The organism is Arthrobacter sp. NEB 688 (assembly GCF_013201035.1).
Taxonomy (GTDB): domain Bacteria; phylum Actinomycetota; class Actinomycetes; order Actinomycetales; family Dermatophilaceae; genus Phycicoccus.
The window spans coordinates 4042086-4057083 of sequence record NZ_CP053707.1; the positions used below are offsets into that span (position 1 = coordinate 4042086).

A 14998-nucleotide genomic window follows, 5' to 3' on the forward strand; every position below is an offset into this window, starting at 1 on the left:
CCGGGGGTGTGACCAAATCGACGAAAAAATGACCGTTCTCCGCGCGGATCCTCCATGCTGCGACACCCGCGCGACGAACGGCCGAATGATCCCAACAACCCACGTGCGCAGAAGATCCCGCGCGTAGTTTTCCCATCAGATCGCGCCATCCCTGCACCCGAGGCGTCAAGCGCGATCCCGGGTGTCCGACCGGTAGGGGAGTCAACACCCGGAGGCGCCAAGAAGGTAGATCAGCCATGGGTACCGCCATGTCCCCGTGCCGCCGGAGCGCGGCCACCACCATCGGCTCACTCGCCGTGCTCGCCACCCTCGGGGTGGCCGTCGCCGGAAGTGCCGCCGCCCGACCCATCTCGAACCCGGGAGCGTCCCGGCAGTCGACGACGACCACCGTGGTCTCCGTCGAGGACTCCGCCGCCCCCACCAGCCGAGCCGCCCTCTCGTACGTCGGCACGTGGAAGCAGGCCGACACGGCCGCCTACGCGGGCACGCACTACACGGGCCAGAAGGGCTCCCGCATCGAGATCAGCTTCACCGGGTCGCAGCTCGTCCTCTACGGGCCCCGGGGCCGCTACTTCGGCGAGGCGAGCGTCTCGGTCGACGGCGGCCGCGCCACGACGGTCGACGCCTACCGGACGAACCTGCTGACGCAGACCGTCCTGTACGCCGGCGACAAGCTGGCCCAGGGCCGGCACACGGCGATCGTCACCGTGCTCGGCACGAAGAACGCGCAGAGCGGCGGCACCGCGTGGGCCCTGGACCGCCTCGACGTGGTCTCGACGTCCGTCACCGCCCCGGCGCCCAGCCAGCCGACGCCCCCGCCGCCCACGCCGACCCCCACCCCGACGCCGACCCCCACCCCCACCCCGACGCCGACGCCCACCCCGACGCCTCCCCCGCCGCCGGTCCCGACGCCGACGCCCACCCCCACGCCTCCCCCGCCGCCCGCACCCGCCCCGGCCACCAAGGCCAACTACGGCGGCCTCTACGGCGCCACCTCGACCGACCGCCTGCGCCGCGGCGTCAACCAGCAGTGGCTCAAGGTCCGCTGGGCCGACCTCGAGCCGCAGGAGGGCGTCTACAACTGGGCGCCGATCAGCACCCTGCTGGCCTCCGACCCCACCCTCGTCGTCCGCGTGCACGTCATGGGTGGGCAGTACGCCCCCACGTGGCTCAAGACCGCCGCCGGCAGCGTGAACGTCACCAACGCGAAGGACGGCATCACCGCCTCCGTCGGCCAGTACTGGACGCCGCGCTACACGGCCGCCTACGAGCGCTTCGTCTCCGCCCTCGGCGCGAAGTTCGACGGCAACGCCCGGGTCGCCTCGGTCAACATGTTCGGCACCTCGCTCATCTACGACGAGCCGTGGATCACCGGTGGCGCGGCCTCCGGCGCGGCCCTCTTCTCGGCCGGCCTGACCAAGGACAAGGTCATCGCCAGCCAGAACGCCGGGCTCGCCGCGACCGTCAAGGCCTTCCCGAACACCGTCGTCGAGATGCCCCTGCACGGGCAGTTCACCTACCCCGTCGCCGGCGGGCAGAAGGGCACCTGGGCCGACGGCATCGGCCTGGCCAACGCCTGGGACGCCCAGTACGGCAGCCGCGTCATCTTCACCGACTACGGCTGGGGCGCCGGTGACTGGACCGCCGCCGCGAGCAGCCTGAGCACCGCGCCGAACCTCTACAGCTGGATGCACAAGCGTGCCGACCTCGGTCGCCCGATCGCCTTCCAGGCGACGCTCGCCCCCGGCGTCGCGGCCGGCAGCGTCAAGCCGACCGCCGACGTGGCCCGCTCGGCCACCGACGAGGCCGTCCGGATGGGCGCCCGCTGGTTCGAGCACGCCGCCTGGGGCTACTTCACCGTCGAGGAGGCCGCGGCGTTCGACGCGGGCCTCAAGGCCAACGTGCAGTAGGACCGACCCGCACCGGACGGCCCCGGCCCCTCGCGAGACCCGCGAGGTGGCCGGGGCCGTCCGGCGTGCGAGCAGGACCCGCGAAAGGGTTCACGTCGCAGGTCACGGCCACCTAGAGTCGCGGCATGCACACGACACAGACCCCGCAGCGGGGGCTCGCAGGTCTGCGATGGGTCGCCGGGCTGCGGACGGCCGTGGTGTGGCTCGCCGGGGTCACCGTCCTCAGCATCGCCGTCGGCTTCGTCGCGAAGTCGCTGACGACGCTCGTCGACCACCCCGTCTTCGACGCCGTCGAGCGCGCCGGCACCAACGACTGGACCGACGTCCTCTCGACGCTGACGAAGATGGGCAACGTCTGGCAGACCCAGCGGCTCGCCGCCGTCCTCGCGGTCGGGCTCGCCGTCTGGCTGTGGCGGCGTGGGCAGCGCTGGTGGATGCCCCTCGTCGTGCTGCCGCTCACCTGGATCGTCTCGCGCGTCATGCAGTTCGGCGTCGCGTGGATCGTCGACCGCGACCGGGACGCGATCTCCCTGCTGGGCACCAACGTCGGCGCCTTCCCGTCCGGCGGCGTCATGCGCATCGTCACGGTGACCGGCGCCGCGGTGTTCCTCGCGTCCTACTACGGCCGCTGGGAGCGGGGCCGGACGCTCGCCGGCTACGCCGTGGTCTTCGCGCTCGGCGTCGCCGAGGCGTACTTCCGCGGCCGCCTCAACCAGCACTGGTTCACCGACATCATCGGCGGGATCATCGTCGGCTGGGCCTTCCTCGCGGCCGTCGCCGCCACGGTGCGCGCCTTCGACCCGAGCCCACGCTCCACGACGCCGGCCGCCGACGACACCACGCACACCTCGCCCGTCCCCGCGGCCCCGGAACCGACCCGCTGACGCGGGAGGCGCCGGGCGCCTCCCGCTGACGGCGGGGCGCACCGGCGCTCACGGGTCACGCGCGCCCCGGGCCCCCTGGCCGCTGCGCGTCGGTGACCGCCCGCAGGGTGGGCGCCGCGCCGGCGTCCACCGCCTCGACGGTGGCGAGCGCCTCCTGCACCGTCCGCGCCCCGCCGACGGGGAAGCGGGCCGCCAGGAACGCCACGTACTCCTGCTCGTCGAGCGCCCCGTGGCGCAGCAGCACCGCGGTGTTGTCGACGAGCGGCCCGAGGCTCGGGCGCACCTTGTACATCCACGGCTCGAGGGTCGCGCCCGCGCGCAGCAGGAGCGAGACCCGGTGGCACCCGTCGCCGATGTGGAGGCCGCCGAGCGCCGGCGCGCCGGACTCCGACGCGGTGCCCGCCGGCGCGGTGAGGAGGGTGACCGGGCTGGCGGCGTCGAACCCGCGCTCCTCGAACGAGCGCAGCAGCCGGGCCGCGCCGTGCACGCGGGCGGCGAACCGCTCGTCACGGACCGCCTTGTCCTGCAGCAGCTCCGGGAAGAACCGCGCACACTCGACGTGCACGAACCAGTCGGCGTACGCCGTGCCGGCGGCCCTCCGCACGAGCGCGTCCCCGCCGAGGTCCGGCTCCTGCGCCAGGAGGTCGAAGAGCCGCGCCCGGACGACGACGTCGTACCGCAGCGGCGAGATGAGCGAGTCCAGGTCGACCGGCTCCGTGCCCTGGCGCGCGGTCCGCTCGAGCACGGCCCGCCGCGCGCGGTGCACCACCCGGCGGATCCCGTTGGGGCCGTTGGCCATTCAGCCCGCCGCCACGTCGGTGCGCACCGGGTCGGGGCCGGCGGGGATGCCGCGAGCACCACCGTCGGACCGGTCACCGGCCAGTCCCCGGTACAGCGTGTGCAGCTGGTCGGCGGCGACGTCCCAGTCGTAGGGGGCGAGCAGCGCCGCGGAGTCCGTCGCCACCCGTCCGGTGTCCACGCCGTCGGCGCCCAGGACCGCCGCCAGCTGGCGGCCGAGGGCCGTGGCGTCCCCGGCCGGGAAGGTCCGGTGCCCGCCGCAGGTGCACCCCGAGAGGACCTCGAGGTGCGGGGGGATGTCGCTGGCGACGACCGGCACGCCGTACGACAGGGCCTCGAGCAGCGTGAGCGGCAGGCCCTCGACGTCGGAGGGCTGCACGTAGACCGCGGCGTTCGCGTAGACCGCGCTCAGCTCGCGCCCGTAGAGGTAGCCGGGCAGGACCACGCGGTCGTCGGCCGCCGCCGCCCGGCGCAGGTCGGCGACGTACTCGTCGCTGAAGGAGGAGTCGCCCACGAGCACCATCCGCACCCCCTCGGGCAGCATCGCGGCCGCCTCGACGAGCAGGTCCGGGCGCTTCTCGGGGACCATCCGGCCGACGAAGAGGACGTAGCGCCCCGGCTCGAGGCCGAGGTCGGACGCGAGCCGGCCGAGCGGCTCACCCGGGTTGGCCTGCGCGACACCGTTCGGGATGTAGGTCGCGCTGCGCCCGAAGTCGTGGCCGTACCGCTCGGCCAGCGCCCGCGACACCGTGACGACGGCGTCCGGGACGTGCCCGCTCATCCAGTACGCGAGCCCGAGCACCCGCCGGGCCAGCCCGGCCCACTTGGCGCGCTCGTGGTCGAGGCCGTGGACGGTGAGGACGACGCGGGACGGCGAGAGGTAGCGCGCCAGCGGGGCCGCGAGGCCGGGGCCGGGCGCGTGGTAGTGGACGACGTCGGCCCGGGCGAGGACGGCGTGCACCGTCGAGGTGATGCTGTGGACGATGGCGTCGAGGTGCTTGCTCGCGACGGTCGGCGTGACGACCAGGCGCATCCCCCGGTGCTCGGGCGGGACCTGCGCCGCGTAGGAGCGCCGGCAGTAGACGGTGACCTCGACCCCCTGCTCCGCGAGGCGCGCCCCGAGCTCCTCGACGTGGTGCTCGATGCCGCCGAAGGTCGCCGGGACGCCCTTCTGGCCGACCATCGCCACCCGGAGGGGTCGTGGCGCCCGGCGGGCACGCCGCGTCAGGAGCCGCCGTCGACCGGTCTGCTCGCCCGGCGGTGTCGCCGCGCGGGCCCTGCGAGCGCCCATCCCTCATCACCTGTCCCCAGCGAGCGGTGGACCGGACCCGGGCCCGACACGGGACGTCGTCGACCGCCGGCCACGCGGGGCGGCCTGCCGGACGACGACGACACCCGGGGACGGGCCCTGCTCCCGATCCCGAATCCGCCCACTGTACGACGGGAGGTCCCGACCGCGCAGGGGTTCCGCGGATCTGGACGGGACCGGCGCGCGCCGGGCCCGCGCGCGGGGCCGGCCGGACCGGGCCCGGACGCCGCGTTTCGCCGGGCCGCCTCCTGCTCGGGGCCCGGACCGCCTAGAGTCGGGGCGTCCCGGACGCAAGGAGCACCATGCCCGCCACCCCCCTGCGCAAGCAGGTCGCCCACGCGCTGGCGCCGCTGCGCCCGATGCCGCGCGCCGGTTCCCGGATGCGCCCCGACTACCTCGTCGTCGGCACGAAGCGGGGCGGCTCCACGTCCTTCGCCGACTGGCTCGAGCAGCATCCCGATGTCGCACCGTGCCTGGCGCGCAAGGGGACCCACTACTTCGACACCAACTTCCGGCGTGGGCGGGCGTGGTACGCGAGCCGGTTCGAGAAGACGAGCGCGGGCTTCCGCGTCACCGGCGAGGCCAGCCCGTACTACATGTTCCACCCGCTGGCGCCGGAGCGGATCAAGGCCGAGCTCCCGGGCGTCAAGCTCATCGCCGTCCTGCGCGAGCCGGTCGACCGCCTCCTCAGCCACTACCGGTACGAGGTCGAGCGGGGCCACGAGAGCGAGTCGCTCGAGCGCGCGCTCGACCTCGAGGAGTCGCGTCTGGCCGGCGAGGTCGAGCGCCTGCGCGAGGACGTCACCTACGAGGGGTACCCGTACCGCCACTGGAGCTACCTCCACCGCGGGCACTACGCCGAGCAGATCGCCCACCTGCACACCCTCTTCGACCCGCAGGACGTCCTCGTGCTCCAGAGCGAGCAGATGTTCGCCGACCCCAACGGGACGCTCGCGCTCGCGTGGCGCTTCCTCGGGCTCGAGCCCGTGCACCTCGACCACCTCGTGCCGCTCAACGCCACCGCGACCCGGCCGGACGTCGCGGACGCCACGCTGCAGCGGCTGCGCGACTACTACGCCCCGCGCAACGAGGCGCTCTACGCGCTGCCGGGCGTCGACTGGCGCTGGCCCGACGCCTGACGCTCCCGGGACTCCGCCGCTCCCCCGGGCCACTTGCTGGGAGGTTCCCGAGAAGACGCATCAGCGGGCGGTCCCGTCGCTTACCATGATCAAGGGCGACGTGCAGGAACGCAGGGGAAGCGATCCACCACCACTCCCGGACCGTGTTGGACAAGCAGGAGTGTGCTCGTGGAGATCGCCGACTACCTCAAGGTGGCCCGTCGCCGCCTCTGGATCCTCATCCTCGTCCCGCTGCTCGCAGCCGGGGCGGCCCTCGCCTACGGCCTCCTCAGCCCGCGCACCTACTCCTCGACGGCGACCGTCCTCACGCCGAGCCTCGTCGGCGCGCAGTACAGCCAGTTCACCGGCCCCCAGGCGATCGACCAGTTCGTCAGCGCGTTCGCGGCGAGCGCGGCCGACCCCACGGTCATCGCGCAGACCGCCAAGGAGACGGGCATCAGCACCGAGGCGCTGACCGACAACGTCGACGTCGCCCAGGTCGGCGCCAGCAGCAACGTCACGCTCACCTACAGCGGTGAGAGCGAGAAGGCGTCGCAGCCGGTGGCCCACGCCCTGGCCAAGAACGCCCTCGTCAACATCTACTCCGCCCAGCGCAAGATCGCCGGCATGCAGGCCGAGGCCGCCCGCCGAGGCGTCGACGCCGCGAACAAGGCGGTCAACGACTACGTGACCAAGGCCGGGGTCGGCGAGCCGTCGGCGGCCTACACCGCGGCCGTCAGCCAGGTGACCTGGCTGCAGCAGACTCAGGCGACGTACGCCGCGAGCGGCGACAAGAGCGCGGCCAACGCCATCCGCAGCTCGATCGAGACCGCCCAGAAGCAGTCCCGCGAGATCGGGGCGACGCTGCCGCAGTACAACACCCTCGTCAACGCCCAGACCCTGGCCAACGAGGCCTACCAGTCGGCCCTCGGCGACCAGCGCAAGGTGCAGGTCCAGGCGACCGCGGCCTCCGACCCGGACGTCATCACCACGACCGTCGCCTCCCCGGACCGCACCGGCGTCAGCATCGTCCAGCTCGTCGTCCCGGTGTTCGGGGCATCGGTGCTCTTCGCGATCATCGTCATCGCCCTCTTCGAGTTCGTCGCCGCGGTCCGCCGCCAGGAGAACACCGAGGAGCACGCCCCCGAGGTCGCGTCGTCGACCGAGGTCGACGCGGAGCCCGCGCCGGTCGCCGGCCGCTCCGGGCGCCACTCGAAGGCCACCGCCGCCCCCGCGGACCGGCACGAGGACAGCACCGAGCGCACGCCCTCGATGGTCGACGCGTAGGGTCGACCCCGCGCCGGCTGCGGCCGCGCACGTCACGACCCCGCCCGGGTGCACCGGGCGGGGTCGTCGCGTGCGGGGCCGGTGCACGTCGGGTCGGGGCCCGTGGTCGTCCGGCGGTCCCGGCGACGCGCGACCGCCGGACCGTGCCTCGCGCACCATCCTCCCCGGGGAGCCCTCGCCTCCGCCGGGCGGGTGAGCGGGCAGGAGCCCCGCGTCCGACGGGGCACGCGTCCGGCGCACGCCCCGCGCCGGCGCAGCCACCCGCTCGGCCGCACGCCCGCGGGACGCCGACGGGGGCGGCCGACCACCTGCGGTCGGCCGCCCCCGTCGGCGGTGGTGGGACCCTGCGTCAGCAGGCCCCGCTGGGGATGGCGGTCGCGCCCGTGGTGGGGACGGCGGCCTTGCCGTTGAAGGTGTTGCCCTGGGCGACCCAGTAGGACGGGACGTTCGGGCCGAGCTTGGTCGAGGCGATCTTGTTGTTCGCGACCCGCGACTTCATCATCGCGCCGATCTGCAGGCCGGCGCCGGTGCCGCTGAGGCTGTTGCACGTGACGGTCGAGTCGTTCGTGCTCGTGGCCATCGACGGCGTCTTGAGCGGCGCGTCCATCATCCGGAAGGCGATGCCCGCCGAACGGTAGCCGGTGACCGTGTTGTGGTCCCAGAGGTTGCCCCAGCCGGCCATCTGGTCGTTGAACCCGATGGCGACGTTGCTCGCGGTGTTGTTCGTGAACCGGTTGTAGGAGGCGGTCTGGTCGGTCGTGAACGCGCGGCCGTCGCCCGGCAGGTCGGAGATCCGGTTGCGGTCGATGACGTTGTAGTTCGAGCCGTTGTCGACGCGGATGCCCTCCTGCATGTAGTGCTTCACCGTCGAGGCGGCGACGCGGGCGAGGGTGTTGCCGGTGACCGTCCAGCCGTCGCTGTAGGTGCCGAACCAGATGCCCGGGCCGGTGCCGCACGCGATGTCGGTGATCGTGTTGTCCTTGATGACGCCGTAGCGCGACATCGTGATGTGGACGCCCTTGCGGGTGATCGTGTTCCCGACGAGCTGGATGCCGTCGATCGGCTTGAGCGTCGCGCCGGCCTTGGCCGCGACGTAGGAGATCGCGTTGCGCGCGGCCACCTTGTCGTTGGTGCCACGGCCCGGGACGGCCCGCAGGGTGCGCCAGTCGCTGTTCTTGATGGACTTCTGCATCCACGCGTAGGCGTGCTGCACGCCGGCGCCGGGGATGTAGACCCCGCCGGAGATGTTGAGGTTCTGGAAGGCCCAGTACGAGGCCGCCTGGCGGAAGCGCACCGTGCGGTTGATGTCGGGACCGGTCGTGCCACAGCTCGGCATCGCGAGGCTGGCCGTCAGGGTCACCGCGCCGTCACCGTAGGGCTGCACCGAGATCGGGTTGGTCGACGTGCCCGACCTGAGGATGTCGAAGGGGCCGACGTAGCTGCCCTTGTGCAGGAGGATCGCGGTGCCCGGGGTCGCGGCGCTGATCGCGCTCTTGAGCTGCGAGGTCGTGCTGACGGTGACCGTCCGGGTCGTCCCGGTCGGCAGCGCCGGCCGCACGCCGGTGCTCGCCGGGGTCGCGGCCGCGACGGCCGCCAGGGTGGTCGAGCCGGCCGGGGCGGCGCTGGCGGGGGTGGAGGTGAGGGTGGTGGCGGCGAGCGCGAGCGTCGTCGTGCACGCGAGCACCGCGGCCGTCTTCACAGAGGTTTTCGGCATGGGGGATCGTCATCTCGTTCGTGGGCCCGGCGCTCGCGAACGAGCCACGGCGCGCAGGTACGCCGTCACAGGGAATGGCCGGGATCCAGCTGGCAGGGAGTCTGCAGGCTAACCAAACTGTTGCCGATTCGATACCTCGTCGGCAGGCGAATGCCCCGGCCGAACGGCCATTTTTGTCGCCCGCACCCCTTGTGAGCAGGGAGGATGTCGCTGTGCAGCCCCTGAGACGCCGGTCTCGTCAGACGGTCGACGCCTCGCTCGACCGGCCCCTGCGGCCGCGCCCGCCCCGGCGCAGCACCTGGTCGAGCATCGCCCGGTCGTCGGGCTCGAGGCCGCGCAGCAGGAGGATCGCGACGTAGACGAGCAGCACCGCCGGGGCCGCGACGAGCAGCACCGCCGCGGCGCCGTCGAGGACCAGGCCGAGGCCCACGGCGAGCGCCGCGGCCGGCAGCACGGCGACGAGGGTCGCCCCTGTGCCGGTGCCCGTGGCCCGGATGCCGAGGAGGCGCCGCACCTGGAGCCACTTGACCCCGTTGACGAGGACGAGGGAGACCGTCCACGCGAGCGCGGCCCCGAGGACCCCGAGCCGCGGGATGAGCAGGAGGTTGAGCACGACGTTGAGCACGAGGGCGGCGACGTTGTCGGCGAGGCTCAGCCGCACGTGACCGGTCATGTTGAGGACCGACCCGCACGGTCCGGCGGCGGCGTTGGCCAGCTGCCCCACGGCGAGCACGACCGTGACGGCGGCCGCCGACGCGTAGCCGCCGCTGAACATCCCGAGCAGGTCGTCGGGGAAGACGAGGAGCAGGACGAACGCCGGGGCCGAGAGCCGGATGATCCAGCGGTTCGCGGCGCCGTACGCGACGTCGACGCCGGCGCGGTCGCCCAGGTGGTGCAGGCGCGCCACGGACGGGACGAAGGCCGAGTTGATCGGGTTGAGCACGAAGATCGCGAGGCCGACCAGCCGCGTCGCGACCGTGTACGTCCCGACGTCCTCCGCCGAGGCGAGGTGGCCGAGGATGAGCGTGTCGGTCCAGACCAGGCCCGTCGTCGCGAGGGTCGAGCCCCAGCTGACGACGGCGAAGGAGGCCATCGGACGGGGCGTGTAGGTGGGGCGGGCGCGCTCGACGCGGCGCAGCCGCCGGACGAGGACGACGACGGCGAGGAGCGCCGCGGTCCACGAGGAGACGACGAGCGCCCACAGGGCGCCCATGAGGCCGTACCCGAGCAGCACGGCGAGGACCGTGAGGACCAGGCGCAGGCCGGGGTCGAGGATCTGGCCGATGAGCGTGAAGGCGCGTTGGCTGCGCCATCCCTGCGTCGCCGCGAGCGCCGCGCCCTGGACGGTCGCGGCGCTGACCGCGAGGGCGACGAGGAGGATGCCCTCGCGCAGCCCGGGCTCCTGGAGCAGGTCCGCGACGCGGCCCGCGAGCAGGGCCAGGGCGAGCGAGACGGCGATGCTGCCACCGACGGCGACGCCCATCCCGAGCCGGATCGTGCCGCGGACGGCGCCGGGGTCGGCGTCGGCGAGCCGCATGGCGACGAAGCGGGTCATCGTCGCGCGCACGCCGCCGAGGGCGACGAGGGTGAGGATCGTCAGCAGCGCGTAGCACATCGAGTACCGGCCGACGTCGGCTCCGGAGGTACCCAGGGCCAGGACGAGCATGATGACGAAGAGCGAGCCCTGGCTGAAGGCGGCGCCGACGATGTTGAGGCCGCCGCCGCGGGCCATCCGCCGCACGTCGTCGCCGCCCCCCGCGCCGCGGACGGGGCGTTCGGCCGTGGGGTCGTCGGCCGTGGGGTCGTCGGCCGTGCGGGCGGCCACGGGTGCCGCCGCGTCGTCAGGCCGGGGCATGCGCCGGCTCGACGCGCGCCGTCGGGGTCCCGGCCGTGGTCCCGGCCGCCGGCCCCACGCCGGAGCGTGACTCACGGGCCGCCAGCGAGCCGGCCGCGGACGCGCAGGCGGTGATCGCCAGGACGTACCAGAAGATCGCGACGCTCTGGATGACGTTGGCCGCGACGCTCATCACCGCGAACATGACGACGCAGACGAGGGCGCCGCCGGCCACGCCCCACTCGAGGGTCCCGCGCTGGGTCCGGCGGACCGCCCGGGCGGTGACCACGAGCATCGCGACGATGAGGCCCAGGTAGGCGAGCAGCCCGACGATGCCGGTCTCGACGTAGGCCTGGAGGTAGTCGTTGTGCGGCTGCTTGGCCGACTCGGTGTAGTACTGCGTGGCGTTGAGGCCGATGCCGGTGATCGGGTTGTTCTTGTTGATCGTCAGCAGGCTGGCCCAGTAGCCGAGGCGCCACGAGAGCGAGTTGCCCGTCGCTCCCCCGCCGAGCTCCGAGCCGGTCGTGCTCTCGGTCAGGCGGCCGAGGAGCCCCGGCGCGAGGACCACGGCCCCGATGCCCGCGACGACGAGCAGGCCGAGCAGGCCGTACCGGCGCTGCAGGAGGGCGATGAGGACCATGCCTGCGGCAGTGGCGCCGATCGCGCCGAGGGTGAGCGTCATGAGGAGGAAGACCCCGGCGACCGCGAGGAGCGGGGCGAGGAGGCGCTTGGAGCTCCGGCTGACGTACGGCAGGACCGCGACCCCGAGGAGGACGAGGAAGCAGAGGTAGCGGGCGTAGTCGTTGGACTGCGTGAAGGTCCCGGTCAGCCGGGTGAAGCCGCCCTTGACCTCGGCCGAGGCGTCACCGGTGAGCAGCCCGACGACGGTGTACCCCAGGGGGACGACGAGCGAGACGAAGCACGCGGCGAGGACGCGGCGCAGCATCCGCCGGTCGACGATGAGCCGCTCGAGGACGAGGTACATCATGACGGCCGAGGTGAGCCGGGCCAGCTGCAGGACGCTGGCCTGCACGTGGCTGGAGCCGAGCACGCTGAAGGCCCCGGCCGCGAGGAGGGCGACGAGCATCGTGCTCACCGACGAGAAGTTGCGCGAGCCGTGCGCGTAGAAGCTCGCCGCGAGCCAGAGCAGCGCGAAGACGAGGAAGAGCACGCCGATGATGCTCGACGGGTCCAGCCCGCGGGCGCTCACGGTGTTGGACGCCGTCGAGCCGGCGTCGCTGCCGCTCAGCTTGAGCGCGTCGGTGCCGGCCCGGATCGCGAGCAGCAGCAGGATGAACCAGCTGAAGCGGGTCGCGGCGACGAAGACCAGGGCGAGGCCGACGACGGCCGCCAGCGGCAGCACCGCGAGCCGGCTCGAGCCCGTGAGGATGCCGTAGCCGCTCGTGACCGAGGCGACGACGGCGAGGGCCACGAGGCCGGTGGTGACGGTGCGGTTCCACGTCGGCTCGAGGGACGCCGCGGACGGGCGTCGCAGGGCGACGGGGAGCTCGACGGTCACAACATGTCCTCACCGGGTGGAACGGCCCGGGGGCCGACGCACCGGTCTCGCGCGGGTCGTTCGGTTTCGACAACGAGCACCGGGCTGCGGCGAGGCAGGGGCCGATCGTGACGACTCCCCTGGTGGCCCCTGCACGGCACACTCCAGCCTACTGTACGGGCCCGTCGCCGCGCCCGGGCCGGATCGGCGTGAAGGGGTACCCGCCCGGTGTCTCCCGTTCCCGGACGCGAGGGCGTCCCCGCGTGGCAGGGTGGGGCCAGACGGGTGGCACCGCCGGCAGGGGCCGGTGCCGCACCAGGGTGCCTTCGCACCCGCTCAAGGGAAGTCCGGGTCGCCAGCCGCCATGCGCATCCTTCACGTCAACAAGTTCCTCTACCGCCGGGGCGGCGCCGAGGGCTACATGCTCGACGTCGGCGCGCTCCAGCGCGACGCGGGCCACGAGGTCGAGGTCTGGGGGATGACCCACCCCGACAACCTCCCCGGCCTGCCGCTGGCCGACACCTTCGCCCCCCACGTCGAGCTCGAGCCCGCGCCCGGCGGCCTCGCCGGGCTCGCCGCCTCCGCCCGGATGGTGTGGTCGCCCGCGAGCGGCCGCGGCCTCGCGCGCGCCCTCGACCGGTTCCGCCCGGACCTCGTGCACTTCCACAACGTCTACCACCAGCTCTCGCCGTCGGTGCTGCGCCCCGTGCGCTCCCGCGGCATCCCGTCGGTCATGACCCTGCACGACTACAAGCTCGCGTGCCCGAGCTACCAGCTCCTCAGCCACGGGGAGATCTGCGAGCGGTGCGTCGGCGGCAGCACCCTCAACGCCGTGCGCGAGCGCTGCAAGTCCGGCTCCCTCGGGGCGAGCGCGGTGCTCGCCGTCGAGTCGGGCCTGCACCGCCGGCTGCACGCCTACGACGGGGTCGACCGCTTCGTCAGCCCGAGCCACTTCCTGCGCACGATGATGCTCCGCGCCGGGATGGCCCCGGAGCGCATCGTCACCCTGGCCAACGTCGTCTCGCTCGACGACGTCGCGCCCGTCCCGCCGGCCCCCGCGGCGCCGGGCGACCCCGCCCGGTTCGTCTTCGCCGGGCGCCTGTCCCCCGAGAAGGGCGTCGACACCCTCGTCGAGGCGCTGGGGGCGACCCCGACCGGCGTCGAGCTCGACGTCGCGGGCGACGGCCCCTCGCGCGCCATCCTCGAGGAGCTCGCGGCGCGGGTCGCGCCGGGCCGCGTGCACTTCCACGGCCGGCTCGACAAGGCCGCGGTCGCCGGCCTCGTCGCGCGCTCGCGGGCGATGGTCGTGCCCTCCCGCTGGTACGAGAACCAGCCGATGACCATCCTCGAGTCCTTCGCCGCGTCGACGCCCGTCGTCGCGACCGCGCTCGGCGGGATGCCCGAGCTCGTCCACGACGGGGTCGAGGGGCGCGTCGTCCCGCCGAACGACCCCGCGGCGCTCGCGCGCGTGCTCGGGGAGCTGGCGGCCGACCCGGAGGAGACCCGCGCGATGGGGACGCGGGCCCGCGGCCGGTTCGACGCCGAGTTCACCGGCGAGGTCCATCTCGCCGGGTTGGCCGCTGTCTATGATGAGGCGCGCCGAGCCGCCGCTGGTGGCCGCGCCGACACCACGACGGAGGGCTGAGCCATCGCCGACGCCACCTGGCCGGCCGAGGAGCACACCGGCTCCACCACCTCGCGCGGTCGTGCCCGGGTCGCCTTCGTCGCCGGGACCGGACGCAGCGGCAGCACCCTCGTGAGCAACGTCATCGGCCAGCTGCCGGGCTGCCTGTCCGTCGGCGAGGCCCGCTACACCTGGGGCCGTGGCGCCGCCGCGAACCACCTGTGCGGCTGCGGCAGACCGTTCTCCGAGTGTCCCTTCTGGCAGGACGTCATGGCCGAGGTCGGCTCCGGCCGACCGCCGCTCGACGCCGCGGGGACCGCCGAGCGCATCGACGCCCGGCTGCGGGTGCGCTCGGTGCCGGCGATGGAGCTGCGGCGCCTGCGCGGGCGCCCGGAGGTCCTCCCCCACGCCGACGACCCCGTCATCGCCGACCTCTACCACGCGCTCGCCGCCCGCCCGGGGGCGGAGCGGGCCGTCGTCGACTCCTCGAAGCTCCCTCCGTACGCCCGCCTGCTCGACGGCCTGCCGGGGGTCGACGTCTTCCTCGTCCACGTCGTCCGCGACCCCCGCGCGACCGCCTTCTCGTGGCGCCGGAGCAAGGCGACCCGCGACGCCGCCGACAGCGCGCGGATGCCGCGCATCTCGGTCGTGCGCAGCTCGGTCATCTGGGTGCTCTGGAACCTCATGGTCCCCCGCTGGTGGCCGCAGGAGCGGCGGATGACGGTGCGCTACGAGGACTTCGTCGACGACCCCGCGGCCGAGCTGGCCCGCATCGCCCAGGCGCTCGGCACGACCGTCCCCGACGGCCTCGTCGAGGGCGCGTCGATCCACCTGAGCCCGACGCACTCGGTCGCCGGCAACCCGGACCGCCTCGACGCCGGCGCGGTGCGCGTACGTCGCGACGACGAGTGGCGCACCGCCATGCCGATGGTGCAGCGCTGGGCCGTGACGGCCCTCTGCCTCCCCGGCCTGCGCCGGTTCGGCTACCGGGTCCGCGCCCGCTGACGGCGCGGGAGCGCCTC

11 protein-coding genes are annotated in these 14998 nt (G+C 73.9%); 6 read left to right on the forward strand and 5 right to left on the reverse strand.

The features are described from left to right. Positions 1-236: 236 nt before the first annotated feature. Both HL663_RS18940 and HL663_RS18945 read left to right on the forward strand, forming a co-directional pair. Positions 237-1910: a hypothetical protein gene (locus tag HL663_RS18940; RefSeq protein WP_173026459.1), complete on the forward strand. Its 1674-nt coding sequence runs from the start codon at positions 237-239 to the stop codon at positions 1908-1910. 125 nt (positions 1911-2035) lie between these two features. Next, complete coding sequence (locus HL663_RS18945) at positions 2036-2794, forward strand: phosphatase PAP2 family protein (protein ID WP_173029878.1); 759 nt, start codon at positions 2036-2038, stop codon at positions 2792-2794. A 55-nt stretch (positions 2795-2849) separates the two neighbouring features. Here HL663_RS18945 and HL663_RS18950 read toward each other — a convergent pair whose 3' ends face one another. Together HL663_RS18950 and HL663_RS18955 are read right to left on the reverse strand one after the other, a co-directional pair. Beyond that, positions 2850-3593 carry a hypothetical protein gene (locus tag HL663_RS18950; protein ID WP_173029879.1) on the reverse strand — a complete coding sequence of 248 codons (744 nt, stop codon included), beginning with the start codon at positions 3591-3593 and terminating at the stop codon, positions 2850-2852. Then, positions 3594-4775, reverse strand: coding sequence for a glycosyltransferase family 4 protein (locus HL663_RS18955; protein WP_286176074.1), 1182 nt, complete (start codon positions 4773-4775; stop codon positions 3594-3596). A gap of 428 nt (positions 4776-5203) precedes the next feature. On the opposite strand from HL663_RS18955, the gene HL663_RS18960 reads away from it, so the two are divergent. Further along, positions 5204-6040: a sulfotransferase domain-containing protein gene (locus HL663_RS18960; protein ID WP_173029881.1), complete on the forward strand. Its 837-nt coding sequence runs from the start codon at positions 5204-5206 to the stop codon at positions 6038-6040. Between the two features lie 168 nt (positions 6041-6208). Then, entirely contained in the window at positions 6209-7306 is a 1098-nt protein-coding gene (locus HL663_RS18965; protein WP_173029882.1) for a Wzz/FepE/Etk N-terminal domain-containing protein, read from the forward strand. Between the two features lie 349 nt (positions 7307-7655). On the opposite strand, the gene HL663_RS18970 is transcribed toward HL663_RS18965, so the two are convergent. From HL663_RS18970 to HL663_RS18980, 3 genes are all read right to left on the reverse strand, one after another. After that, positions 7656-9020, reverse strand: coding sequence for a NosD domain-containing protein (locus HL663_RS18970; protein ID WP_173029883.1), 1365 nt, complete (start codon positions 9018-9020; stop codon positions 7656-7658). 238 nt (positions 9021-9258) lie between these two features. Further along, positions 9259-10875 carry an oligosaccharide flippase family protein gene (locus HL663_RS18975; RefSeq protein WP_173029884.1) on the reverse strand — a complete coding sequence of 539 codons (1617 nt, stop codon included), beginning with the start codon at positions 10873-10875 and terminating at the stop codon, positions 9259-9261. Beyond that, entirely contained in the window at positions 10862-12373 is a 1512-nt protein-coding gene (locus tag HL663_RS18980) for an O-antigen ligase family protein (protein ID WP_173029885.1), read from the reverse strand. Before HL663_RS18980 ends, HL663_RS18975 begins: the two co-directional genes overlap by 14 nt. A 343-nt stretch (positions 12374-12716) precedes the next feature. Here HL663_RS18980 and HL663_RS18985 point away from each other — a divergent pair, with 343 nt between their 5' ends. Both HL663_RS18985 and HL663_RS18990 read left to right on the forward strand, forming a co-directional pair. Continuing rightward, on the forward strand, positions 12717-13997 hold the full coding sequence (locus HL663_RS18985) for a glycosyltransferase (RefSeq protein ID WP_173029886.1): 1281 nt from the start codon (positions 12717-12719) through the stop codon (positions 13995-13997). A gap of 111 nt (positions 13998-14108) precedes the next feature. Then, entirely contained in the window at positions 14109-14981 is an 873-nt protein-coding gene (locus tag HL663_RS18990) for a sulfotransferase (protein WP_173029887.1), read from the forward strand. The last annotated feature ends 17 nt before the right edge of the window (positions 14982-14998 follow it).

Coding starts and splice junctions, on each gene's coding strand:
- HL663_RS18940 (WP_173026459.1), top strand. CDS start 237: ATGGGTACCGCCATGTCCCCGTGCCGCCGGAGCGCGGCCACCACCATC.
- HL663_RS18950 (WP_173029879.1), bottom strand. CDS start 3,593: ATGGCCAACGGCCCCAACGGGATCCGCCGGGTGGTGCACCGCGCGCGG.
- HL663_RS18955 (WP_286176074.1), bottom strand. CDS start 4,775: ATGGTCGGCCAGAAGGGCGTCCCGGCGACCTTCGGCGGCATCGAGCAC.
- HL663_RS18985 (WP_173029886.1), top strand. CDS start 12,717: ATGCGCATCCTTCACGTCAACAAGTTCCTCTACCGCCGGGGCGGCGCC.
- HL663_RS18960 (WP_173029881.1), top strand. CDS start 5,204: ATGCCCGCCACCCCCCTGCGCAAGCAGGTCGCCCACGCGCTGGCGCCG.
- HL663_RS18970 (WP_173029883.1), bottom strand. CDS start 9,020: ATGCCGAAAACCTCTGTGAAGACGGCCGCGGTGCTCGCGTGCACGACG.
- HL663_RS18945 (WP_173029878.1), top strand. CDS start 2,036: ATGCACACGACACAGACCCCGCAGCGGGGGCTCGCAGGTCTGCGATGG.
- HL663_RS18975 (WP_173029884.1), bottom strand. CDS start 10,875: ATGCCCCGGCCTGACGACGCGGCGGCACCCGTGGCCGCCCGCACGGCC.